This is a genomic window from Streptomyces sp. NPDC045021, from assembly GCF_056432645.1.
In genome coordinates, this window is sequence record NZ_JBWKIQ010000010.1 from 150094 (window position 1) to 169852 (window position 19759).

A 19759-nucleotide genomic window follows, 5' to 3' on the forward strand; every position below is an offset into this window, starting at 1 on the left:
CTGCTAGGCCCCCTCCGGCTCGTCGGCGTCGGCCGGCCCGTAGTCGTCGGGTGCGTGGCGGTGGGCGTCATCGGCGTGGGTAGCGGGGGCGGGACTCGGTGATGCCGGGGAAGTTGCGGACGGTATCGCGGAGTTGGTGCCGTCCGCCGCGTCAGGTCCCGGATCGCTGTCCAGGCGGATGTCCCCGCCGGCCGCGGTGCCGCCACCGTCGAGTGTCACGCGGGGGTGTTCGCGCCGGTCGGCGAGCCGACGGCGGTTGCGCACCCAGGTCAGCGACGAACGCCAGGCGCTCTCGGCGACGGGGCGGGCGGCCTCACCGATCACGACCAGCACGATGTCCTGGAGGATCTCGCCCGCCATCGTCTCGCGCTGATCGCGTGATGCCCTGCGCTCCACGGTGAACTCGCCCCGGTCACGGGCCTCCTGGAGGGAGGGGGCACTCTCCAGCCACTCCCGCAGGGCTTCGAGGTCCAGGTGCCGGTTGTGCGTGCCGGTGACGCTGATCCGTAACTCGGTCCGTTCCGCACCGCCGTCGTCCGCACTGCCGGCGCTGCTGCTCGCACCGCCGTCCGCGTTGCCACCCGCACCGGTTTCCGCGCTGCCCGCGGCGTTGCCGTCCGTCATCGCTGTGCCCCCATCGGCGCCGTCGTCACCCGCCGCGCTGTGTCGCTTCCAACGGCCCGTCACCGCCGGTCCCGCCGTCTGCCGATTGTTCCATGGCGGCCGGGGCGCCGTGGAGTATCCCTTCGATCTGCGGACAACCGGCTCTGTGGACAACCGGCGCACTGCCACCGTCCCCGCGTCAGCTGAAGGTGCGCCGGTAGGCCTGCGGGCTGACGCCGGTGGTGCGCTTGAGATGGTCGCGGAAGGCCGTCGGCGAGCCGAAGTCGACCTGAGCGGCGATCCGTTCGACGGTGTGCCCGGCGATCTCCAGCAGGTGCTGCGCCTGGCGGATGCGGGCCGAAGGGATCAACAGGGCGATCAAAACCGACGCTCGTTCATCTTTACGCGAACGCGTTGTAAGCCAAGCATCGCCGAACCCCGATCGGGAGATGCATAAAGGATTCATATAAAGCTGCTATGCTTCAGGCATGAGTCGCCGAGACGCCGCGCACGGCGCTTCCGATGCCATCGGGTCAGCCCTCTACGGTCTGGCCACCAGGGCCGTGAGACGCCTTCCCCGCGACATGAGCCTGACGTCCGCCGCCACCTTGGCCACCCTGGACAAGACCGGCCCGCGACGGATCACCGATCTGGCGGTGGCCGAGGGCGTCACCCAGCCCGCGATGACCGTCCTGGTCCGGGTGATGGAGGAATCCGGGATGGTCGAGCGGAAGGGCGATCCGTCCGACAAGCGGGTCACGCTGGTGTGCCTGACCGAGGCCGGCGCGTCGTACGTCCGGACGCGACGCCAGGCGGGCGTCGACGCGTACGCGCGGTTGATCGACGAACTCACCGGTGACGAGGTCGAGGCCTTGGCAGCAGCCCTTCCGGCGCTGCTACATCTGGCGGAGCTCGAAAGCCACGCCCGAGAGGAGTCGGACCGGTGACCGCGGCCCAGGCTCAGGACCAGCCCATGCGCACTGCCCTGATACGTTCCGAGGCACGTCTGCTGGTCCCCGCTCTGATGTTCATCGCCCTGGTCGTGGCGGCGGTCGCCAGCCTCGGGACGCCGCTCATCACCAGCGTGGCGACCACGTTCCACGTCTCCCTCGACAGCGCGCAGTGGACGCTGACCATCGCCCTGCTCAGCGGCGCCGTCGCCACACCCGTCCTCGGCCGGCTCGGAGCCGGTCCGCACCGGCGGGCCACGATTCTCGCCACGCTGGCGATCGTCGTCGTCGGCAGCGCGCTCACCGTGCTGCCGCTGCCGTTCGCCTGGCTGCTCGTGGGCAGAGCGGCCCAAGGCGTCGGACTCGGTCTCACGGCGCTGATGATGGGCGTGGCCCGCGACCATCTTCCCGAGGAGCGCAGCGCGGCCACGATCGCCCTGATCTCAGTGGTCTCCATCATCGGAGCCGGCGTCGGCTACCCGCTGGCCGCGCTGCTCGCCGAGTTCGGCGGACTGCGGGCCGCCTACGGCCTCGGCCTGCTCGTCACCGCCATCGCCTTCGTGACCGCGTGGCGCTCCATGCCCGCAGCTCCCGAAGGCCGCTCCGCTCACGTGAACGTGGCCGGTGCGCTCGTCCTGGCGGGTGGACTGCTCCTCGTCCTGTTCCTGGCCGGCGAGAGGAGCCTGTGGAGCCGACACCTCGCCGTGGCGGTGACCCTTGCCGTCGCCGCCGTGCTCCTGCTCTGCGTCTGGACCGTTTCCGAACTGCGAACCAAGACGCCCCTGGTCGACGTCCGGGCGATACGGCACCCGGCGGTCGCCGGGGCGAACCTCGCCATGTTCGTCGGCGGGAGCGGCATGTACCTCCTGCTCACGCTCATCACCCGCTACGCGCAGACGCCGCACGGCGCCGGCTACGGCTTCGGGCTGACGACCTTCGTGGCGGGGCTGGTCCTCATCCCGTTCTCCGTGCTGGGGTTCGTCGCCGGCAAGCTCACGCCGCGGGTCCGCGAACGGATCGACGGCCCCCTGCTCCTGGCCGGCAGCGCCGCCATCGTCGGCGGCGGGTTCGTCCTGTTCGCCACCGCCCGGTCCAACCTGGCCGAACTGCTCGCGGCCATGGGCGTGCTCGGCTTCGGCGTCGGCAGCTTCTCGGCCGCCATGCCCGGCGTCATCCTGGCCGTCACCCCCAAGAGCGAGACCTCGAGCGCCATGAGCTTCAACTACGTCGTCCGCAGCGTCGGGTACTCCCTGGGCAGCGCCATCGGCGGCCTGATCCTCGCCGCCGGCACCGGCCCCGGCCACCTCTTCCCCGACGACAACGCCTACACCACCGCGGCGCTGGTCGGCATCGGCGCCATGGCGATCACGACGCTGACAAGCCTCGCTCTCGCCCGCCGACGTCCGTCCGAGACCAACCCGTAAGTCAGATGCACTCATCCCAACACTGGAGGTTCCATGCCCAAGGGCTACTGGGTCAGCGTCTACCGCACCATTGCGGACCCCGAGAAGCTGGCTGCCTACAACAAGCTGGCCGGTCCGGCCGTCCGGGCCGGGGGCGGGCGGACCCTCGCCCGTGGCGGTCGGGTCGTCGCACACGACGCCGGAATCGCCGAGCGCACCGTCCTGATCGAGTTCGACAGCTTCGAACAGGCGGTCGCCGCACATGCGAGTGCGGCCTACCAGGAGGCGCTGGCCACACTTGCTGACGGCGTCGAGCGCGACTTCCGCATCATCGAAGGCCTCGACTGACGATCGAGGCTGCGTCGGCGACGAACACGAAGCCGACTGCGGGGATCACCCCGGGTCGTCAGCGCGCCGCACCGTCGCGAACCGCGTCAGGCCAGTGGCATCGGCGGTGATGTCCAGTCCGGCGACGGTTCCCGGCGGCGCGGCGGCACGGACGTCGGCCTCGATGTCGGCGGGGGTGCGTTCGACGAGGTTCCAGCGGCCGATGTGGGTCATCAGGGCGGCGTAGGGGTTCGGGGTCGCGATGGTGGAGAAGTAGAACGTGCCTCCGGGGCGGCACAGGCGGGACAGAGTGGTGCGGATCAGGGCTCGGGCGAAGCGTTCTTCGAGGTAGTCGAAGAGGCCTCCGGCCAGGACCAGGTCGAAGGGGCCAGTGGTCGGCGGCCAGGTGGGCGACGGTGCGCAGGACGTTGCCGGGGGCCGCGGCAGTCTGGGCGCGGGTCGCGGGCGGCAGGTGTGTGGGGGCGCGGCAACGGCCCCAGCCGAGCCGCTAGCTGGCGCCCCTGGCAGGGGTAACTGCCGGTGTCGTGGCCATCGTGGTGCCCCAGGCGCCCAGCGCGCGGATAGCGGGTTCGAGGCCGAGGCCCGTGTCGGTCAGCGTGTACTCCACTCGCGGGGGGATCTCGGCGTGGATGACACGCTGCACGAGCCCGTGCTCCTCGAGGGAGCGCAGCCGGTCGGTGAGGGTTTTCGGGCTGATGCCGGCGAGCGAGATACGCAGCTCGGAGAAGCGCTTGGTGCCGCCGAGCAGGTCACGGATCACGAGCATCGTCCATTTGCCGTCGAGGATCTTCACTGCCAAGGCCACCGGGCAGGTCTCGTCGGCGCATTCCCTGTTCATGACGTCTCCGCTGGTCAGAGCCAATAGTTCAAGTACGGATACTAGTTCACTCTTTGACAATCAGCTACGGCGCTCACCTACAGTCACGGAATCGTCGACCAGCTGAACGGAGCACCACCCGTGCGAGCGCTACGCGTCACCCTTGTCATCGTCGGAGTCTTTCAACTCATCCTCGGGGCGCTGTTCCTGGTGGCGCCCGGCGCGAGCGCCGAGGCGCTGGGCCTGCGTCCGGCAGCGCCGCCGTGGGTGAACTGGCTGTTCGCGATGATGGCCGCCCGGTTCCTCGGCTACGCCTACGGCATGTTCGCCGCAGCGCGGGCACCACGCGTCCGGGACGGCTGGATCAACACGATGATCGTCATCCAGGTCATCGACTGGACGGCCACCCTCGGGTACCTGGCCGCAGGAGACCTGACCTTACGTCAGGTGAGTTCCGCCGCATTCGCTCCGCTACTCTTCATCGGCGCACTCCTGTGGTTCCATCCGCGCCGGCTGCCGGCCGAGCGCTGACCAGCCGACCGCCCACAGATGGAGTCCGCATGCGCCGTACCTACCGCGCGCTCTACCGCCTCGGCATCGTTCCTTGGGACGGGGCCGGGATACCGGCCCCGCTGGTCGACATCGTCGAGGGCTCTGCCCCGCTGCCGCCCGCCCAGGCAGTCGACCTCGGCTGTGGCACCGGCCGTCAGGCGCGCTACCTCGCCGGGCACGGCTGGTCGGTCACGGCCGTCGACTACACAACCCAGGCTATTGCCGCTGCCCGAAACGGGGATCCACAGGGTCGAGTCCTCTGGCTTGTCGCCGACGTGACCGAGCCGCACGCGGTCGACCCCGACGGCCGGCTCGCCGGCGCCACCTCGCTCCTGCTCGACAACGGCTGCCTGCACGGGATCCCGGAGCAGCGCCGGCCGGGCTGGGCCGACACCGTCAACACCCTTGCCGCGCCAGGAGCCATCCTCCTTGTACGTGCCGCACCGCGCCAACGCCGCAGCATCGGGCCCCGCGGCATCAACGCGGGCGAGGTTGCCGCGCTCCTTGCTGACCGCTGGCGGCCTGTCGCAGCGCCCGGGTGGACCTGGTACTGCTACATCCGGACGTCTTCCGAGACCGCGCCATCGGCGCTCAAGTGAGGGGGAATTGATCCGGGCAAAGCCACGAACACTGCCCCAGTCTGACGCGCCATTGCTGTCTGTGAGGGTGACAACGGCTGGGCGGCCCCCATTGCTCTTGATCGACCGATACCGCTTGTGCTCACTGAGTCCGGATTCGGGGCCTCCTGCAGGAAGCAGTGCTCACGCAATCGCGGACGCTACATCGGTCAGCCCGAGAGCCTGATCATCTGCGAATGGATGGAGAGCGCCCCGCTTCTCCTGCGAGGCCGCTGGGAGGGCGAGCTGGAGGACGTCTGCTGGAGGACGTCGAATTCTCATGGGGACCACGCACCCGTCTGAGCGGGTGAATCTGCGGACAGACAGGAACGAGCAGCGGGGCCGGACAGGGTTCCTGTCCGGCCCCGCTGCTATGTGGTCAGCCGAATGCGAGCGTGCCCGGCAGCGGAGTCGATGGGACTGGGGGTGGCGAGCTCGACTGGGCGCCGTTCTGCGTCTAGGCCGTGTATCGAAAGTCGATCTCGGGCGATGAGTGATCACGGTTCATGGCGCGGGGAGATCTCACGGACGAACGGTGGGCGATGTTGGAGCCGTTGTTGCCGAAGGGGACGAGGGCGGGGCGGCCGCCCTTCTGGCCCCGACGGCAGCTGATCGACGGGATACGGTTCCGGATCCGGACAGGGGTTCCGCGGCGGGACGTGCCCGTCGAGTACGGGCCGTGGGGCCGGATCTACGATCTGTTCCGCCGATGGCAGCGGGACGGCACCTGGCACCGGGTTCTCACTCAGCTCCAGGCCCCGGCTGATGCGGCTGGTGCGATCGTGTGGGACCTGAGCGTCGATTCCACGGTGTGCCGCGCCCATCAGCATGCGGCTGGGGCACGGAACCAGGGTGACCTGCAGAAGGAACCGCCGGGCGGCATCTTCACCGAACCCGCTGATCATGGGCTGGGACGCTCGCGCGGTGGATTCACCACCAAGCTCCATCTGGCAGTCGAGCAGGGCCAGAAGCCCCTGTCGATCGTGGTGACGGCCGGGCAGCGCGGGGACTCTCCGCAGTTCGAACCCGTGCTGGAAAAGGTCCGCGCGGCCCGCATCGGGCCGGACCGGCCGCACGTCCGTCCCGATCGAGTACGCGCTGACGAGGCGTACGCCTCCCGCAAGAACCGCACCTACCTGCGCAACGCGGCATCCGCCGCACCATCCCGGACAAGGCCGACCAGGCCCTCCACCGGAAGAAGCGCGGCTCGCGCGGTGGCCGTTCGGCGAAGTTCGACAAGAGTGCCTATCGGGACCGGCACGCGGTCGAGTGCGGGATCAATCGCCTCAAGCGCCACCGGGCCGTGGCCACGAGGTACGACAAGCCGGCGGTCCGCTACGAGGCAACCGTGCTGGTCGCGGCCATCAACGAGTGGCTGTGACCGCACGCTCGCACAGGCTTTTCGTTAACCCTTTGCCGAGGAGCCGATGGGCCAGCTAGGTTCTCCCAGCCGTCCGATGTTGTTCGGGACCGGCGCTGTCGACGAGGAGGTGTGGAGCACATGCGCAGGAGTGCCCAGGTGTTGAGTCCGCGTACTGACCTTTGCCACCTCCTCACGACGGAGACACCTTGTCGTTTCGCATCACCCCACTGACCGACCCTGCTCACACGCCGCACACCCGGCGTCTTGCATGGCTGGCGTCCGACGCCGATTCCATCCCTGTCGGGACCGCCTTCCTGCGGCTGTTCACCGACCCCGGACAGGCGCACCTGGCCGAACTGACCCTCGGTGTCCATCCCACAGAACGACGCAAGTGCGTCGGTTCCCGGCTCGTCGACGCCGCCGTGGCCGCTACCTGGGCCAATGCCCGACGCTGCGTCATCGCGCAGGCCGAGGCCGGATCGCCAGGCGACCGCTTCCTGCCAGCGCGCGGTTTCCGCAAAGTCCTCACCTTGAGGTTCTCCCGGTTGCCGCTGGCCGACGCGGACACCACCGCCCTCGCCCGCATCATCGAGGGTCCGCATCCCGGCTACCGGCTGATGTCATGGCACGGAGCCGTGCCCGACGGGCTCGCCGAGACGTTCGCCGCCTCGCGTCGCGCCATGGACGACATGCCCATGGACGACACCGACTACGGCACGGTGACCTGGGACGTGGACCGTGTCCGGGCCGCGGCGAAGGTCGTTGAACAGCGAGGCGACCACCTGCACACCGTCGTTGCCGTCGACGCCTCCGACGGCTCGATCGCCGGGTTCCCCGAGCTGGTCGTCCCCGGCGACGGCAAAGGTGATGGCCAGAACTACGGCACCGGCGTGCTGCCTGAGCACCGTGGACACGGCCTCGGCCGATGGATGAAGGCCGAGTCGATCCGACACGCCCATGGGCGCTATCCAGACCTCGGCGGCCTCCTGACTGACACCGCCGACAGCAACATGCACATGAGACAGATCAACAACAGTCTCGGCTACACGCCCACGCACACGACACACGAGTACCAACTCGACCTCTAGCGGCGGACGGACGGGCCGGACCTGGACATCACATCGTCCGGCCCGTCCATGGTCTCGATACACGTCCTAGATGCGATCGGCTTCCTCACGCAAGACGGCGAGCGGCGACCTTGTGCTGTTCCAATAGTCCGGCGAGCGACAGCATCCACAACCTCCCAAGGAGCAACGACACGACACGCCACCACTCCCACCGGACCGCCACCCCTATGGCCGACCAGCGGAAACGCCGTCCTCAAGCCCGAAAAGGACAACAGCGCCACACGCCCTCAAGCTCAGTTGGGTGTGGCTCCCCTCGGGGGACGGGTTGAGCTGGGAGAACGCCCTTCGGGGTGATGGTGGCGTCGTCGACCGCCTCGGCCGGCACCTCGCCGACGCCCAGTTCCCTCGCCCGGGTACTGACCGCCGCCGGCCTGACCGTCTTCGACATCAACCGGCCCGATCGGCGCATACGCCACCAGCACGGCAAGTCCGACCCGATCGACGCCTACGCCGCCGCCCAGGCCGTCGCCTCCGGCCCCGCGAACATCATCCCCAAGGCCCACGACGGCGCCGCCGAATCCCTCCGCATCCTGCACAACGCCCGCACCTCCGCCGTCAAGGCACGCACCCCGCCGCCGCAGCCAAATTCACGCTGCGTCGACTGGCCCGCCGCTACCAGGAGCTGGACCGTGAAATCGCCGACTACGACACCGAGTTGAGCACGATCGCCACACAGGCCGCCCCCGACCTCCTGGCCGTGAACGGCGTTGGGCCTGAAACCGCCGCCCACATCCTCGCCGCTGTTGGTGACAACCCCGAACGACTGCGCTCCGAAGCCGCCTTCGCCCGCCTGTGCGGCACCACTCCGATCCCCGCCTCCTCCGGGCGCCGCGACCGTCACCGGCTCAACCGCGGCGGAAACCGATCCGCCAACGCCGCTCTCTACTGCATCGCTGTGGTCCGGATGCAGCACGACCGCCGCACCCGTGAGTACGTCGCCCGCCCCACCGCGCAGGGGCGCCAGAAGAAGGACATCATCCGCTGCCTCAAACGGTACATAGCCCGCGAGGTCTTCACGGCACTGACCTGCGCGAACGTCACAACAATCGACCTCGCGCAGGCCGCTTGACAAGACATAGGAGCATCCCCGGTTGAACAGGGCGACTTGGCAAGGTCACCCCTCTCAACGGGAGCTTCGTTGCGTTCGTAGCGCCCCACCAGCACATCGTCACACCGCCGTGACCAGCCCACCCACATGATCAACCCGACTGGTCCGTGATCGGCCGCGCCGCCCAAACACTCTTCGTCACCCCGGCCCCAGCAACCCCGACCCGAGCGAGCAGAACTACCAGCCTCAGGGGACTGCGACCCTGGCGACCTGCGCCACGTGGTCCGAGAGGAACGTCGTGCCGCCCGACCGCAGCGCGACCGGCTCCGTGAACAGCCGGTCGGTCCCGATGACCGGATAGCGATCGGGGTCGCCCTGGACCAGCAGGTAGTCGACCCGGTACGCCGATGCACCGGCGGGCAGCAACTCGGCGTGGAAGGTGGGCAGGTCCGCCGCAGCGAACGGGTCCCGCCACGCACCCGTGTCCAGCACCTCCTGGTACAGAGCAGAACCGCTGGAGAGATTGAAGTCGCCGCTGGCGATCACCAGTTCCGTGTCTCCGCCCCGCGCCTCCCGCAACACCTGCTGCACCCTCCCCAACTGCGCAGCCTGCAGGGCTTCATGCCGATTTCCCGCCGCCCAGTTCCCATCCCTGTTCGCGGTCAGATGCACATTGCCCACCACCGTTCGGCGACCGGACACCTCGAAGGTCAGCACCCCCTGCAAGCGGCTGCTCAGCGCCAGTGAAGCGCGGAACAACGGGCCGCCGGCCTGCGGCTTCGTGCCGCGGAACGAGACGTATCCAACCGCCCGCAGGGGCGTCCTGGAAAAGGAGACCAGGCCTCCGGCCGGCTGGCCGAGCGCTCCGGTCCTGCGGGCGACAAACGGGAAGGACGGCAGGTGCCGGCGCAGGAACCCGTGCAGTCCCGATGTCCAGACCTCCTGAAAGTTCACGATGTCCACGTCCGCCTGCTCAAGACGGCGGCAGAACTCGGCCGCTCGCTCCTTCACCGGCGGCAGAGGATTGGACAACCCGCAGCAGACGTTCAAGGACGCCAGGCCGATACTCCCGATGCCGGTCGTCACGCGTCCTCCCATCTCCGCAGCACTTTGCGGCGGATCCCGCGCCTGCGCAGCACCTGCACCAGGGAGTCCTCCCCGTGGTCCTCCCCGTGGCCGCCGAACACTCCGTATCCACAGAGCGCCAGGGACAAGGTCCAGAGCACCCCCAGGAACACATAGTCCGATGTGCCCATTTGGTAGGTCAGGGCGTCATGGATCATGCTGACGGTCCAGAAACCGAAGCAGACCCACCCGATGGGCCGGCAGCCGAAGTTCCCGAAGAGGTGGCGGAGCGTGCCGTCCCCCAGCAGGAACCATACAAGCAGGCCCAGCCCGACCCAGGCCAGCACCGCGGTGCTTGTCAGCGCGCCCTCGGTGGACGGGTCGAATCCGTCGCTCTGGCCCGCCACGGTGATCCAGACCACCTCGTCCCGCCAGGTCTCCAGGTCCGCCCGCGCCCCGGACTTGGCGGCATCGTAGACGGAGGAGACAACCTCTTTGGTCTCCTGCGTGCCGGACGCGCGCCGGTACGTCACGTCGTCGTGGGTCTGCTTGGTGGTCCCGGACTCATCGGTGGTCGTCTCCACATGGGTGTCCCGGCCCGTCACGCTGCCGATCTCGCGTGCGATGCAGCCATGCGTGGCGGAGACAGGGGTCGGTACGCCTCCGGAGCACAGGTGCGCGTGGCGGAACGCCATGGTGTCCCGGTACGGCGCCACCGACGCCACGACCGCGTAGACAATCGCGGCGATGCCGACCAGCAGTGCCCCCGCCCGCACGATCACGATCCACCGCATGCGCCCCCCAGTGCACCCAAGTTACCCGTTTTGACGCGGCGCGGAGCATAGCCGGTTGCAGAGGGCGAGCCAGACGGCGAGCGAGTGTCTGAACGCCCGGCCGGACGGCATCTGTGAACGATCACGCAATTCCCCAGGTCCTGGCCTTGTCCATGTCTACTTGATCGAGAGCTTGTTCGTCTTGTCGGTGGGACGATCGCTGATCAGGCTGTGAGGCGGTGGTCGTGTCGGTCGGGAGTGGGGTAGAGGTGTTCATGCTCGCGGGCGAGGTGGTGTCGCCAGTACTCCTCGAAGTTGCCGTCGTCCTTCAGCGCGCGGAGTTTGAGGATGGCTTCGGCGCCGGCCAGGCCCCATCGTGACCCGGCAATGGCGAGCCTGTCGGCGATGATGTGGCGGCAGGCACCCTCGATCGGACCGGTGGCGATCGGCCAGCCGGAGGCCAGCGCGGTGTCGTAGTGCAGGCGGTCCGGGACCGGCCGCGAGGACATCTACGAAGGCTGGCGCTGACAGCTGTCATCCTGATCCCATGTCCGCACGAAACCGAAGACTGCCCCGGCACCGTGCCTGGCCACTGACGACCACCGACATCAGCGATGCTCTCGGCACCGACATGACCCACATCAGGGATCTAGAATTTCTCACCGGGCACAGCAGTGACGCGTATGTCCTCGGGGTCGAATGGGTCGCTCCGCAGCCCTTCAGCTACGGCCGTGGCATCCATCCGAAGAGCGTCGGATTGCGGATCGATGTCATCCCGGTCAATGCCGGTGATCGCGCTGCCACTCGCGCCGCTCTGCAGGCACATGCCCTCCCGCAACTGCACGAGTGGATCACACAAGCCCTCAACGCCGACGAGACCTGGCGGCAAACCCGCCACCGTCGCTACTGGCGATTCCTCGACGGCCACCTCACCCACCACGACGAGCGGTAATTGATCCGGGGGTTTCCGGACGCCACAGTCAGCACGATCGCCAACGCAGGTTCACCGCGAACCCACGGGTCCATCCCCCAGAATCCGTGCACCGGACCCTCGGGTTCCCGCTGAGAACCCTTCAGTTTTCGCGAACTCGCTGCGGTCCTGGCCCTGTTCTCGTATAGCTACGGCCAGGTGGCGTGTAGCGCTCAGTAACCGCCGTAGACCTCGTTTCGAGGCCCAGTTCTGTCGCGGCAGGGTGGAGCGGATCTCACACGCGACGCGCTCGCGCCTGGAGGACCTGGTCGTCGGTAGCGAGGACGAGACGGGCGAAGGAGGGGACAGTGAGGGTGCCTCCGACAGCCGCAAGTTCGGCGCCTGGTCCTCCAACCTGATGACCGAGTGGCATCAGCGCTACCGGGGCCCCGGCGTGATGATCTACTGGCATCTGGAGCGGAAATCGGTCTGCATCTACTCCCAGCTCAAGAGTTGTTCGACATCCGAGGTCGCCTCGATGAGCGAGGGCGTGCTGCGGCACTGCACCGACATGGAGGTGGACCGGCAGTACACCGACATGCACGGCGCCTCCATTGGCGGGTTCGCCTTCGCGCACATGCTCGACTTCAAGCTGATGCCCAGGCTGAAGAACATCGGCTCCGCGAAGCTGTACCGCCCGGCGGCCGGGGAGGACGGCCAGTGGCCGAATCGGGGCCCGGTGCTGTCTACCAAGACGATCGACTGGCGACCTGATCGCCCAGCAGTACGACCAGATCGTGAAGTACACCACCGCACTGCGCCTGGGCACGCCGAGGCCGAGCAGGTCCTGCGCCGGTTCACCCGGGGGAGGCCCCAAGCACCCGACGTACCGGGCGATCGAGGAGCTGGGCCGGGCGGTGAGGACCTCGTTCGTCTGCGATTACCTCGCCGACGCCCGGATGCGCCAGGAGATCCACGAGGGGTTGCAGGTGGTGGAGAACTGGAACAGCGCGAGCAAGGACCTCTTCTACGGCAAGGACGGCGACCTGGCGGGTTCGGACAAGGAGTCCCAGGAGGTCAGCATGCTTGCGCTGCACCTGCTCCAGTCCGCCCTGGTGCACGTCAACACGCTGCTGATGCAGGGGGTCCTGGCCGATCCGAAGTGGGCGGACAAGCTCGCCGACGCGGACCGCAGGGCGCTGTCACCGCTGTTCTGGACCCACGTCAATCCGTACGGCCGGTTCGAGCTGGACATGAACAGCCGCCTGGACTTGGACCTGTCCATCCGGGCGACAGTGCCCGGCCCGCGCACCCCGCAGGGAGAGGCAGCCGCGGCCCTGGCGTGACACCCGGGCGGGGGTGTACGTGGCGGGGGCGGGCGCACGGCCTCTTCCCCCTCCGGAGCCAGCCGCGGAGCACGGGTCAGGGACGGGAGTCGGGGGCGTCGGCCAGGATCGTGCCGTCGTGCTGGATGACGGCGGCCGTCGTGGTGGTGTGGCCGATCGCCCACAGGCCTGGGGGTGCGGCGGCTACACCTGAGCCATGCCGCCGTCCACGAACAGTTCGGCGCCGGTGATGAAGCTGGAGGCGTCGCTGGACAGGAACACGGCGGCCTTGCCGATCTCCCGCACGTCCGCGATCCGCCCGGTCGGGTTGTCCTGGCCCATCGCCTTGACTCCGGCGTCCACCTGGTCGGGGCCCTGCGCCATCGCCAGGGCGCGCCGCAGGGATTCAGTGTCCACCGCGCCGGGGCTGAGGACGTTCATCCGGATGCCTGTCCCCTTGATGTCTTGGACCCAGGCGCGGACGAAGCCGCGCACGGCGGCCTTGGAGCCGCCGTACAGGCCCATGCCGCGCGGGACATGGATCGAGCCCGTCGACCCGATGATGACGATCGTGCCGCCGGTCGGGAGGAGCGGGATGGCCGGCTGCACGGTGAACAGCACGCCCTTGGCGTTGACGTTGAAGGTCCGGTCGAACTGCTCCTCGGTGATCGATCCGAGGGGGGCGTGCGCTCCGAGGCCGGCGTTGGCGACGACGGCGTCGAGGCGTCCGTACCGGTCGATGACGTGCGCGTACATCGCCTCCATGTCGGCGAGCTTGGTGACGTCCGCGACGAATCCCGAGGCGTTCGGCCCGACAGCGGCGACCGCCTGGTCCAGCGCCGACTGCTGGAGGTCGGTGATGACCACTTTGGCGCCGTGGTCCGCGAACTCCTGGGCGATGCCCAGGCCCACGCCGGACGCGCCGCCGGTGACGACGGCGGTTTTTCCTTCGAGCGTGAGGCTCATTTTTTTCTCCTGAAACCGTTTTGTGCGCAGCGCGAGCCGACCCGGCGCGCGGGTGGGTGCCTGAACACGGGGGGCGAGCCGCCCTCGTCCGAGGGCCGCCGGGTAAGCCGTGGGTACAGCGCGTCCCGTAGAGTGGAACCGGAGGCACCGCCACTTCCATGAGCGTAAGCGGAGATGCCCCCACTTATCAAATATGACCGCCGCGAGCGTGAGGAGAGCGCAGATGGCCAGGGACACCGGGCGACCGTTGAGAGCCGACGCCCAGCGGAACCGGGAAAAGATCCTGTCCGCAGCGGTGCGGGTGTTCGCTGAACAGGGGCTGGACGCGCACCTCGAACGCATCGCCAAGGAGGCGGAAGTCGGCTCCGGCACCCTCTACCGCAACTTCCCGACCCGGGAGGTCCTGATCGAGGCGGCCTACCGCAACGAACTGGCACGCCTGTGCGACGCCAGCCCCGAGCTCCTTGCGACGCTGCCCCCGCGCGAAGCCTTGCGCGCCTGGATGGGCCGCTTCATCGACTACGCGACGGCCAAGTTCGGCATGGCCGAAGCCCTCCGCAGCGTCACAGAGGCGGGCGTCAACCCGTACGCCCAGAGCCACGCCATGATCCTGGAAGCCCTGACAGCGCTCCTCGACGCCGCCACCGCCGCCGGCACCATCCGGTCCGATATCGGCCCGTCCGACATGTTCGCCGCCCTCACCGGCATCGCCCTCACCTCAGCGAAGCCCGAACAGCGCGAGCAGGCCGAACGCCTCCTCGACCTCACCATGAACGGACTGAGCGCAGACCGGCGCTGACGCCCACGGACGGGCCGCGATGTCGGTATCGGTATCGGGCGACAGCCGGGCTTCCGGCGCGATCCACCAGGAGCCGTCCGGGGCGGAGGCCAGCGCGTCGGCTCCCCAGGACCCGTCCCGTACCCGTACCCCCAAATCAGCGCGGGCGCCCGCGCCACCCGCGGCCCAGGCGAGTTCGAGCTTGTGGAGGTAGGTGGTAATGCTCCGATTCCCCCTCGCGCGGCGATCTCCCAGTCCGGGGCATGCGGGGCATGGGCCAAGAACCGCATCCCCGCACGGGGGTCTTCGCCTGCGCCGAATGCCGGCACTCAGCGCAGGCGATCAGCGCAGGCGGCTTCACCTTCCACACCGCTTCCCACGCCTGCCCGCAACCGAGATCCGGCAGGTACGCGAAGACGACTCCCCCGCGTGCACAACCCGAAACGCCATCGGCCCCCTCTGAACGACAATCAGCTCAGAGTGTTCCGCCGAACCGCTGACAGTCGGCTCCGACCGAATCGGTCGGACTCCCGAACCTGGACCGGAAGTTCGACGATCGGAGCGCCGCGGCCACAGGTTCGGCGCCCGTTACTCTCACAAACGGTCCTTTGCGCGAGCAAGATCAATCATGTGCCGTCGGGCCCCCGCCGATCCCGGATTCGTTCGCAGAACCCCTTCTCACTCAAAAAGCGGGACGGATCCCCTTCTGAGACTTGCAATGTGCGAAGATCCGGGCCCATGAGGGACCCTCAGCAGCCTTCCCCGGCCGAGCGGTCGGACGCCGACAAGGTCGAACAGCCTGTTCAGGCCAGCAACGCCGCCATGAACGTTTCCCGCTGGGTCATCAGCCAGGCCTGCATGCGGTCCCAGCGTTCCCAACCGCCGTGCTCGGCCAGTGCGTGAAGGTAGACCGGGTCACCGTCAGCCACCCGGTCGGCGACGAAGGCCCGGCACATCTCGGTAGCCTCTTCGATCACTCCCGGCAGCTCGGCTCGATCGTGGGGAGACATTCCGTAGCCGTCAGCCAGGAGCCGCAGCCGCACTGGTGCATCCAGCCCGTCGGGATAGTCGAGGGCAGCGGAGGTGGGATCCAGCGTCGGAACCCAGTAGCGCGCGGTCATCGCAACGTCCCAGACAGGCCGACCCGGAGCGGCCAAGTCGAAATCGATCAGGGCGGCCGCTCGGCCGTCGCGGAAGACAACGTTCTCCGGGCACACGTCGTTGTGGCAGAGCATGGTCCCGCCCCGAGGGTCGGCCAGGTCCCGGGCCCAGGCGGCCGTGCCGTCCAACGGCACCGTGGCGCTCGCCTCGTGCAGGCGCCTGAGCAAACTACCCACCGATCTCAGGGCGGTTGCCGTCATGGCCCATCGCGGAAACGGCGGCAGGGCAACGTCACCGGGCAGGAAGGTCAGCTCCTCACGGCCCTCGGGGGTGAGGCCGATCGGCATCGGACCACCGTCGAACCCGCGTTCCCTCAACGCGAGGAGGTAGGCGTGAAGGGCCTGCGCATTCCGTGGCGCGGGCCGTTCAACCACCGCACCCCGACGGAAGACCCCACCCGCGTTCGCCATGCCACCGGTCAGCGCTTCACTGTCCACCGCTCCCCCATCCCATTCCCAGGAACGACCTTGCCGTCCACCGCGCTGTCCCAGGCGGTCGCCCCTCGAAGCAACCCTACGAGGACCGACAAGTCATCGGGACAGATTAGGCGCCCACCCGGGCGCCGCCCGGTCTCGCTGCCCCCACGGTAAAGAACGAGACTCGGGATGCGGACAACGTGCTCGACACCTGCAACTACGCCGACCGGATCACCGTCGGTAGGGCCGAAGAGAACGCCACCGCGTAACACCAGCGTGGACAGGCGCGAACCGCGGTGGTCCCTGGACCGGCTGACAGCCAGCGGCTGGGCCCTCATGCAGGTAATCCGGCTCGTGGCGTCCACCAACCCGTCACCAGATCGGGGCACAGTGGGTGCATGACGGTGCCCCCGCGCTGTTAGCCGTCTGAGCACGCCGCACGACACGGGCGTCCGCAGCCAAGGGAGGGCTGGCTTCGGACGCCCTTCGACGGTTCGGCCCTCAGCCCAGGACCCGCCACGGCTCCCGGCCGTCCTTACCGGGACCAGATCGCGCCACCGCCGCACGATCGAACTGCTCGTACGCCTCCTGCAGATATTCCGGCGACAGGTGGGATCCACCCGCCAGAGACTCAAAACTCTGACCGTGGGCGAGCGCCTTCTCGACCGCTTCGTGCAGGCTCATCTGAGTACGCCGGTTGGCCTCGACCAAGTCCACGACCAGGTCCACCCAGCGGCCGTCGCGCAGGCTGGTGGCCGCATTGTCGGCGATCATGCCAGCGGCCATGGCCAGGCTGGCATCCAGCACCTTCAGGTCCTCGGGAAGGGGCTTCTTCTTGCCGGAAGTCTTCATAACGGCACAGTAGGCCCCGCGACCCTCCACCCGCAGGGGTCCGCCGCTAGAACACCTCTCCGAGGCCCGCCGCCGCGGTTTCACCGTGCCGGTGGCCGAGATGCACTCGGTGGTGCCCCTCGCCAGGCTGAAAAGTTCGGTCGCGGCTCCGTAGCGAAGTTCACCGCGTTCCTCCGCCAGGACCTCGACGCCGTCACCGCCGCACTGACCCTCGAATGGAGCCCCGGCATCGTCGAGGGGTGCATGGCAGATGTGGTGGAGCGATGTCCAAGCTTCCCGGTAGGTTCGGTTCAGTCCGTCGTGACCATTCCTGTTTTTGCCGTGCTCATCGCGTTGGTGTCGGTCCTGCTCGTCGCGGTGCGCAAGACACGGCCGGCGGACGTCCCCGCCATCGTGCAGACCGGGCTCACCCGGCTCGCGATTGCCGCGATCGTGGGCCTGGTGCTGCTCCGGACCAATCCTGCGGACATCCCGAAGATTCTGGAGACTCTCGCCGGTCTGTACCGCTGACCTTCTCCGGCGGGGGCGTTCGCCCGGACGCGTGCGGGTGTGCTGGGTCCGCGCTGCGGCGCGGACCCAGCACACACGGGGCCGGCGGCTGCTGCTCATGGACACGTTCGGCAAGGATGAGGCCGGCCTGCCCAACGGCCCGCTGGCCAGGGTCGCTGCGGCGGGGCCGGTCCGGAGTCTGCGGAAGACGCGCCAGGGGAAGGGCCCCATTTCGGGCCCTTTCCCGCTTGCTCGATCGAGGACGCCTACAGTGCGCGCGTGTAGGAGTGGAGCCGGTCGATCTCGATGAATCCTGCCGATTCGTAGAGGCGGTTCGCTGCGGTGCGGTCGCGGTCGCCTCCAGGAGGAGCGTCGTCATCGACGTACAGGATCACCTCGGTGGCGCCCAGCCCGGTCAACACGTCCAGGGCGGAGCCCAGCAGGGCCCGTCCCAGCCCTTGGCCGCGTGCGGATGCGGTCACTTCGATCCACCACAGGACGCCGATGCCCTGGACGGGCGGGCCCACCACCGCCTCGGCGACCACGACGGGGCCCTTGCGGATCTCCAGCCGTCGGGCGTTCTTGCCCGTGTCGTCGGCGGGGCCGACGTGGACGTGGGCGGCGTGGGGCAGACCGGGGGCGGGCAGGGCGGCGCGCAGGTACCGCCACAACTGCTCCCCCGTGAAGCCCGCCCGCCGCAACGCCTCATCGGTGACCGCACGGTTCCGGACCGGCAACGCCTCCATTCCCAGGGACAGCGCGGAGGCGATCTGGAACGCCTGGACGGGGCGCGGCGCCAGTGCGGCAACCGCGCGATGGATCAGCAGGTCGGCGGTCCGGGCGGCCTCCCCGCAGTGCAGCCACAGGATCAGCCCCGTGTCGTCCTTGGGCTGGACGGCGTAGGACACCACGCCGAAGACGGCCCCGGTGTCCTCCACGGCCACCTCGGTGGTGGGCTGGTCCAGTGCGGCCCACCACTGCGCATCGACCGGCGAGCGGCCCTCCAGCGCCTGGTGGAGCATCGCGGGAGTGGTCGCAGGCTGGCCGGGCAGGCGGTCGGCGTTGATCAAGTGGAGAACGGCCGTCTGGTCGGCCGGGGTGTACGGGCGCAGCGTCACGCCAAGAGGGGTACTCACGGATACGACCATGGCCGGATAAGTCCCTTCTGTCCAGGGTGGGGCGGCGAGCCGTGCAGTGCACCGCCCCCACCGGTCGAGGCGGCGTCAGTCGATCCGTGCTCCGTGCTCGATGGCTCCCTCACGCTGGGGCAGACATGGCGGCGGCCAGGTGGGGTTCCAGCGCCAGGCCGACCACTGGTCGGCGTCGGCGAAGGGCCCGGCCCTTTCGTCGATCATGGCGAGGACCTGGGCGCGGGCGAGCTCCACCGCCTGATGCTCGGTGTCGGTGACGATGCCCAAGCGCCGGACGTGGGCGTACTCGTCTTCGTCCTTCCATGTGCGGGTGCTCAGGTCGGGGTCGATGACGAGGTCGATGGTCAGGTCGAAGGTGTCGAATCCGGCCTCGGTGCGGCGGGTGGGGTGCTCGAAGTTGACGTACCAGTTCCTCAGCCCGGCCGCGGTGTAGAAGGCGTTGATGCTGAACCACGCCGCCGGCGGCTTCCACAGCAGCAGCTCCGTCTCCTGCCACACCCCGGGCCCGAGCTCCCACTCCCCCGTCGCCATCGCGTCGAACGCCTCCTTGCGCACCGACCGTTCGCCCTCCTCGCGGGCCCTGGCGTACAGGGCGGGCCAGCGGGCCTGAGCCCCAGGCGCGCACGCGGTCACCAGCGCCTCGCCCGTGTCGGCGAGGACCCGTAGCGCCTGTTCACTCCACACCCGCCCGGAGCGGTGTACGTCGCGCCGAACGACCGTCTCCCCCGTCTCGAAGGTCTCCACCGGTGCCTCCCTCGCGAGCCCGGCCAGGACATCCGGCAGGGCGGGCACCACCTCAGCGCACGGGGGGCGGGGTGGGCAAGCCGCCGTTCGGATCCTGTCCGGCCCCGCTGTCGTCGGGTCAGCCGAAGTCGAGTGTCTCCTGCGTGAAGTCGGCCGGGGCCGGGCGGGGCAGGGGCGGCGGTGCGCTGTCTTGGCGTGCGGCTTTCCAGCGCTTGGTCAGCTCGTCCTTCCATCCCTTGGGTGGCGGCCAGGAAACGCCCCAGGCGGCGAGCTGTGCTCTGCTGTAGCCGCCGTTGGGTGA

The 19759-nt window shown here is 68.9% G+C and carries 23 protein-coding genes and 3 pseudogenes; 14 read left to right on the plus strand and 12 right to left on the minus strand.

Features of this window, described 5'->3' with window-relative positions:
* Window positions 1-3: 3 nt before the first annotated feature.
* Window positions 4-624 carry a hypothetical protein gene (locus tag AC07DC_RS27865; protein ID WP_478917235.1) on the minus strand — a complete coding sequence of 207 codons (621 nt, stop codon included), beginning with the start codon at window positions 622-624 and terminating at the stop codon, window positions 4-6.
* 178 nt (window positions 625-802) lie between these two features.
* Window positions 803-961, minus strand: a pseudogene (locus AC07DC_RS27870) (helix-turn-helix domain-containing protein); the annotation flags it as partial.
* A gap of 130 nt (window positions 962-1091) precedes the next feature.
* Between AC07DC_RS27870 and AC07DC_RS27875 the strand changes: the two are divergent.
* From AC07DC_RS27875 to AC07DC_RS27885, 3 genes are read left to right on the plus strand one after another with little or no spacing between them, the layout of a single operon-like run.
* Window positions 1092-1550, plus strand: coding sequence for a MarR family winged helix-turn-helix transcriptional regulator (locus AC07DC_RS27875; protein ID WP_466424111.1), 459 nt, complete (start codon window positions 1092-1094; stop codon window positions 1548-1550).
* A gap of 26 nt (window positions 1551-1576) precedes the next feature.
* The gene (locus tag AC07DC_RS27880) at window positions 1577-2977 is read left to right on the plus strand and encodes an MFS transporter (protein WP_478917236.1); all 1401 of its coding nucleotides are present in this window, start codon (window positions 1577-1579) and stop codon (window positions 2975-2977) included.
* Between the two features lie 33 nt (window positions 2978-3010).
* Window positions 3011-3304, plus strand: a complete 294-nt coding sequence (locus tag AC07DC_RS27885; protein ID WP_478917237.1) for a DUF1330 domain-containing protein — start codon at window positions 3011-3013, stop codon at window positions 3302-3304.
* A gap of 45 nt (window positions 3305-3349) precedes the next feature.
* Here the strand turns inward: AC07DC_RS27885 and AC07DC_RS27890 are convergent, their stop codons facing one another.
* Both AC07DC_RS27890 and AC07DC_RS27895 read right to left on the minus strand, forming a co-directional pair.
* On the minus strand, window positions 3350-3517 hold the full coding sequence (locus AC07DC_RS27890; RefSeq protein WP_478917238.1) for a hypothetical protein: 168 nt from the start codon (window positions 3515-3517) through the stop codon (window positions 3350-3352).
* Window positions 3518-3791: 274 nt separating this feature from the next.
* A complete protein-coding gene (locus AC07DC_RS27895) occupies window positions 3792-4142 on the minus strand; it encodes a winged helix-turn-helix transcriptional regulator (protein ID WP_478917239.1) in 351 nt (116 codons plus the stop codon).
* Between the two features lie 120 nt (window positions 4143-4262).
* Here AC07DC_RS27895 and AC07DC_RS27900 point away from each other — a divergent pair, with 120 nt between their 5' ends.
* The 6 genes from AC07DC_RS27900 to AC07DC_RS27925 all read left to right on the plus strand — a co-directional run bounded on the left by AC07DC_RS27900 (window position 4263) and on the right by AC07DC_RS27925 (window position 8849).
* The gene (locus AC07DC_RS27900) at window positions 4263-4652 is read left to right on the plus strand and encodes a hypothetical protein (protein WP_478917240.1); all 390 of its coding nucleotides are present in this window, start codon (window positions 4263-4265) and stop codon (window positions 4650-4652) included.
* A 29-nt stretch (window positions 4653-4681) separates the two neighbouring features.
* On the plus strand, window positions 4682-5272 hold the full coding sequence (locus AC07DC_RS27905; RefSeq protein ID WP_478917241.1) for a class I SAM-dependent methyltransferase: 591 nt from the start codon (window positions 4682-4684) through the stop codon (window positions 5270-5272).
* Window positions 5273-5796: 524 nt separating this feature from the next.
* Window positions 5797-6671, plus strand: a protein-coding gene (locus tag AC07DC_RS27910) for an IS5 family transposase (protein ID WP_478917242.1) whose coding sequence is annotated in 2 segments (ribosomal slippage) — window positions 5797-6433 and window positions 6433-6671 — 876 coding nt in all. Because the reading frame shifts where the segments join, the coding sequence is not laid out codon by codon here.
* A 188-nt stretch (window positions 6672-6859) separates the two neighbouring features.
* Window positions 6860-7741 (plus strand): GNAT family N-acetyltransferase, encoded by an 882-nt coding sequence (locus tag AC07DC_RS27915; protein WP_478917243.1) that lies wholly within the window; start codon window positions 6860-6862, stop codon window positions 7739-7741.
* Between the two features lie 332 nt (window positions 7742-8073).
* Window positions 8074-8439: a hypothetical protein gene (locus AC07DC_RS27920; protein ID WP_478917244.1), complete on the plus strand. Its 366-nt coding sequence runs from the start codon at window positions 8074-8076 to the stop codon at window positions 8437-8439.
* On the plus strand, window positions 8436-8849 hold the full coding sequence (locus AC07DC_RS27925; RefSeq protein WP_478917245.1) for a transposase: 414 nt from the start codon (window positions 8436-8438) through the stop codon (window positions 8847-8849). The genes AC07DC_RS27920 and AC07DC_RS27925 overlap by 4 nt, the downstream gene beginning before the upstream one ends.
* Before the next feature lie 225 nt (window positions 8850-9074).
* Here AC07DC_RS27925 and AC07DC_RS27930 read toward each other — a convergent pair whose 3' ends face one another.
* The 3 genes and pseudogenes from AC07DC_RS27930 to AC07DC_RS27940 form a co-directional block, all read right to left on the minus strand.
* A complete protein-coding gene (locus AC07DC_RS27930; protein WP_478917246.1) occupies window positions 9075-9914 on the minus strand; it encodes an endonuclease/exonuclease/phosphatase family protein in 840 nt (279 codons plus the stop codon).
* Complete coding sequence (locus tag AC07DC_RS27935) at window positions 9911-10687, minus strand: hypothetical protein (RefSeq protein WP_478917247.1); 777 nt, start codon at window positions 10685-10687, stop codon at window positions 9911-9913. The genes AC07DC_RS27930 and AC07DC_RS27935 overlap by 4 nt, the downstream gene beginning before the upstream one ends.
* Before the next feature lie 203 nt (window positions 10688-10890).
* Window positions 10891-11154 (minus strand): annotated as a pseudogene (locus tag AC07DC_RS27940) (ISKra4 family transposase); the annotation flags it as partial.
* Window positions 11155-11213: 59 nt separating this feature from the next.
* Between AC07DC_RS27940 and AC07DC_RS27945 the strand changes: the two are divergent.
* The 3 genes and pseudogenes from AC07DC_RS27945 to AC07DC_RS27955 all read left to right on the plus strand — a co-directional run bounded on the left by AC07DC_RS27945 (window position 11214) and on the right by AC07DC_RS27955 (window position 12922).
* Complete coding sequence (locus AC07DC_RS27945; RefSeq protein ID WP_478917248.1) at window positions 11214-11618, plus strand: hypothetical protein; 405 nt, start codon at window positions 11214-11216, stop codon at window positions 11616-11618.
* Window positions 11619-11994: 376 nt separating this feature from the next.
* Window positions 11995-12279: pseudogene (locus tag AC07DC_RS27950) on the plus strand (Tn3 family transposase); the annotation flags it as partial.
* A gap of 94 nt (window positions 12280-12373) precedes the next feature.
* Window positions 12374-12922, plus strand: a complete 549-nt coding sequence (locus tag AC07DC_RS27955; RefSeq protein WP_478917249.1) for a Tn3 family transposase — start codon at window positions 12374-12376, stop codon at window positions 12920-12922.
* Window positions 12923-13105: 183 nt separating this feature from the next.
* Here AC07DC_RS27955 and AC07DC_RS27960 read toward each other — a convergent pair whose 3' ends face one another.
* On the minus strand, window positions 13106-13867 hold the full coding sequence (locus AC07DC_RS27960) for an SDR family NAD(P)-dependent oxidoreductase (protein WP_478917250.1): 762 nt from the start codon (window positions 13865-13867) through the stop codon (window positions 13106-13108).
* 223 nt (window positions 13868-14090) lie between these two features.
* Here AC07DC_RS27960 and AC07DC_RS27965 point away from each other — a divergent pair, with 223 nt between their 5' ends.
* Window positions 14091-14666, plus strand: coding sequence for a TetR/AcrR family transcriptional regulator (locus AC07DC_RS27965; RefSeq protein WP_478917423.1), 576 nt, complete (start codon window positions 14091-14093; stop codon window positions 14664-14666).
* Window positions 14667-15448: 782 nt separating this feature from the next.
* On the opposite strand, the gene AC07DC_RS27970 is transcribed toward AC07DC_RS27965, so the two are convergent.
* Both AC07DC_RS27970 and AC07DC_RS27975 read right to left on the minus strand, forming a co-directional pair.
* The gene (locus AC07DC_RS27970) at window positions 15449-16216 is read right to left on the minus strand and encodes a phosphotransferase (protein WP_478917424.1); all 768 of its coding nucleotides are present in this window, start codon (window positions 16214-16216) and stop codon (window positions 15449-15451) included.
* A gap of 507 nt (window positions 16217-16723) precedes the next feature.
* The gene (locus AC07DC_RS27975; protein ID WP_478917251.1) at window positions 16724-17074 is read right to left on the minus strand and encodes a hypothetical protein; all 351 of its coding nucleotides are present in this window, start codon (window positions 17072-17074) and stop codon (window positions 16724-16726) included.
* A gap of 300 nt (window positions 17075-17374) precedes the next feature.
* Here AC07DC_RS27975 and AC07DC_RS27980 point away from each other — a divergent pair, with 300 nt between their 5' ends.
* Window positions 17375-17584, plus strand: coding sequence for a hypothetical protein (locus AC07DC_RS27980; protein ID WP_478917252.1), 210 nt, complete (start codon window positions 17375-17377; stop codon window positions 17582-17584).
* 245 nt (window positions 17585-17829) lie between these two features.
* Here AC07DC_RS27980 and AC07DC_RS27985 read toward each other — a convergent pair whose 3' ends face one another.
* Window positions 17830-18699, minus strand: coding sequence for a GNAT family N-acetyltransferase (locus tag AC07DC_RS27985; RefSeq protein ID WP_478917253.1), 870 nt, complete (start codon window positions 18697-18699; stop codon window positions 17830-17832).
* 87 nt (window positions 18700-18786) lie between these two features.
* Window positions 18787-19506, minus strand: coding sequence for a ribonuclease FAU-1 family protein (locus AC07DC_RS27990; protein WP_478917254.1), 720 nt, complete (start codon window positions 19504-19506; stop codon window positions 18787-18789).
* Between the last annotated feature and the right edge of the window lie 253 nt (window positions 19507-19759).

What these genes read in the sequence shown, in the direction of transcription:
- AC07DC_RS27920 (WP_478917244.1), top strand. Translation starts at nt 8,074, where the DNA reads ATGGTGGCGTCGTCGACCGCCTCGGCCGGCACCTCGCCGACGCCCAGT.
- AC07DC_RS27905 (WP_478917241.1), top strand. Translation starts at nt 4,682, where the DNA reads ATGCGCCGTACCTACCGCGCGCTCTACCGCCTCGGCATCGTTCCTTGG.
- AC07DC_RS27865 (WP_478917235.1), bottom strand. Translation starts at nt 624, where the DNA reads ATGACGGACGGCAACGCCGCGGGCAGCGCGGAAACCGGTGCGGGTGGC.
- AC07DC_RS27960 (WP_478917250.1), bottom strand. Translation starts at nt 13,867, where the DNA reads ATGAGCCTCACGCTCGAAGGAAAAACCGCCGTCGTCACCGGCGGCGCG.
- AC07DC_RS27875 (WP_466424111.1), top strand. Translation starts at nt 1,092, where the DNA reads ATGAGTCGCCGAGACGCCGCGCACGGCGCTTCCGATGCCATCGGGTCA.
- AC07DC_RS27885 (WP_478917237.1), top strand. Translation starts at nt 3,011, where the DNA reads ATGCCCAAGGGCTACTGGGTCAGCGTCTACCGCACCATTGCGGACCCC.
- AC07DC_RS27975 (WP_478917251.1), bottom strand. Translation starts at nt 17,074, where the DNA reads ATGAAGACTTCCGGCAAGAAGAAGCCCCTTCCCGAGGACCTGAAGGTG.
- AC07DC_RS27965 (WP_478917423.1), top strand. Translation starts at nt 14,091, where the DNA reads ATGGCCAGGGACACCGGGCGACCGTTGAGAGCCGACGCCCAGCGGAAC.
- AC07DC_RS27880 (WP_478917236.1), top strand. Translation starts at nt 1,577, where the DNA reads ATGCGCACTGCCCTGATACGTTCCGAGGCACGTCTGCTGGTCCCCGCT.
- AC07DC_RS27970 (WP_478917424.1), bottom strand. Translation starts at nt 16,216, where the DNA reads ATGGCGAACGCGGGTGGGGTCTTCCGTCGGGGTGCGGTGGTTGAACGG.
- AC07DC_RS27945 (WP_478917248.1), top strand. Translation starts at nt 11,214, where the DNA reads ATGTCCGCACGAAACCGAAGACTGCCCCGGCACCGTGCCTGGCCACTG.
- AC07DC_RS27890 (WP_478917238.1), bottom strand. Translation starts at nt 3,517, where the DNA reads ATGACCCACATCGGCCGCTGGAACCTCGTCGAACGCACCCCCGCCGAC.
- AC07DC_RS27935 (WP_478917247.1), bottom strand. Translation starts at nt 10,687, where the DNA reads ATGCGGTGGATCGTGATCGTGCGGGCGGGGGCACTGCTGGTCGGCATC.
- AC07DC_RS27895 (WP_478917239.1), bottom strand. Translation starts at nt 4,142, where the DNA reads ATGAACAGGGAATGCGCCGACGAGACCTGCCCGGTGGCCTTGGCAGTG.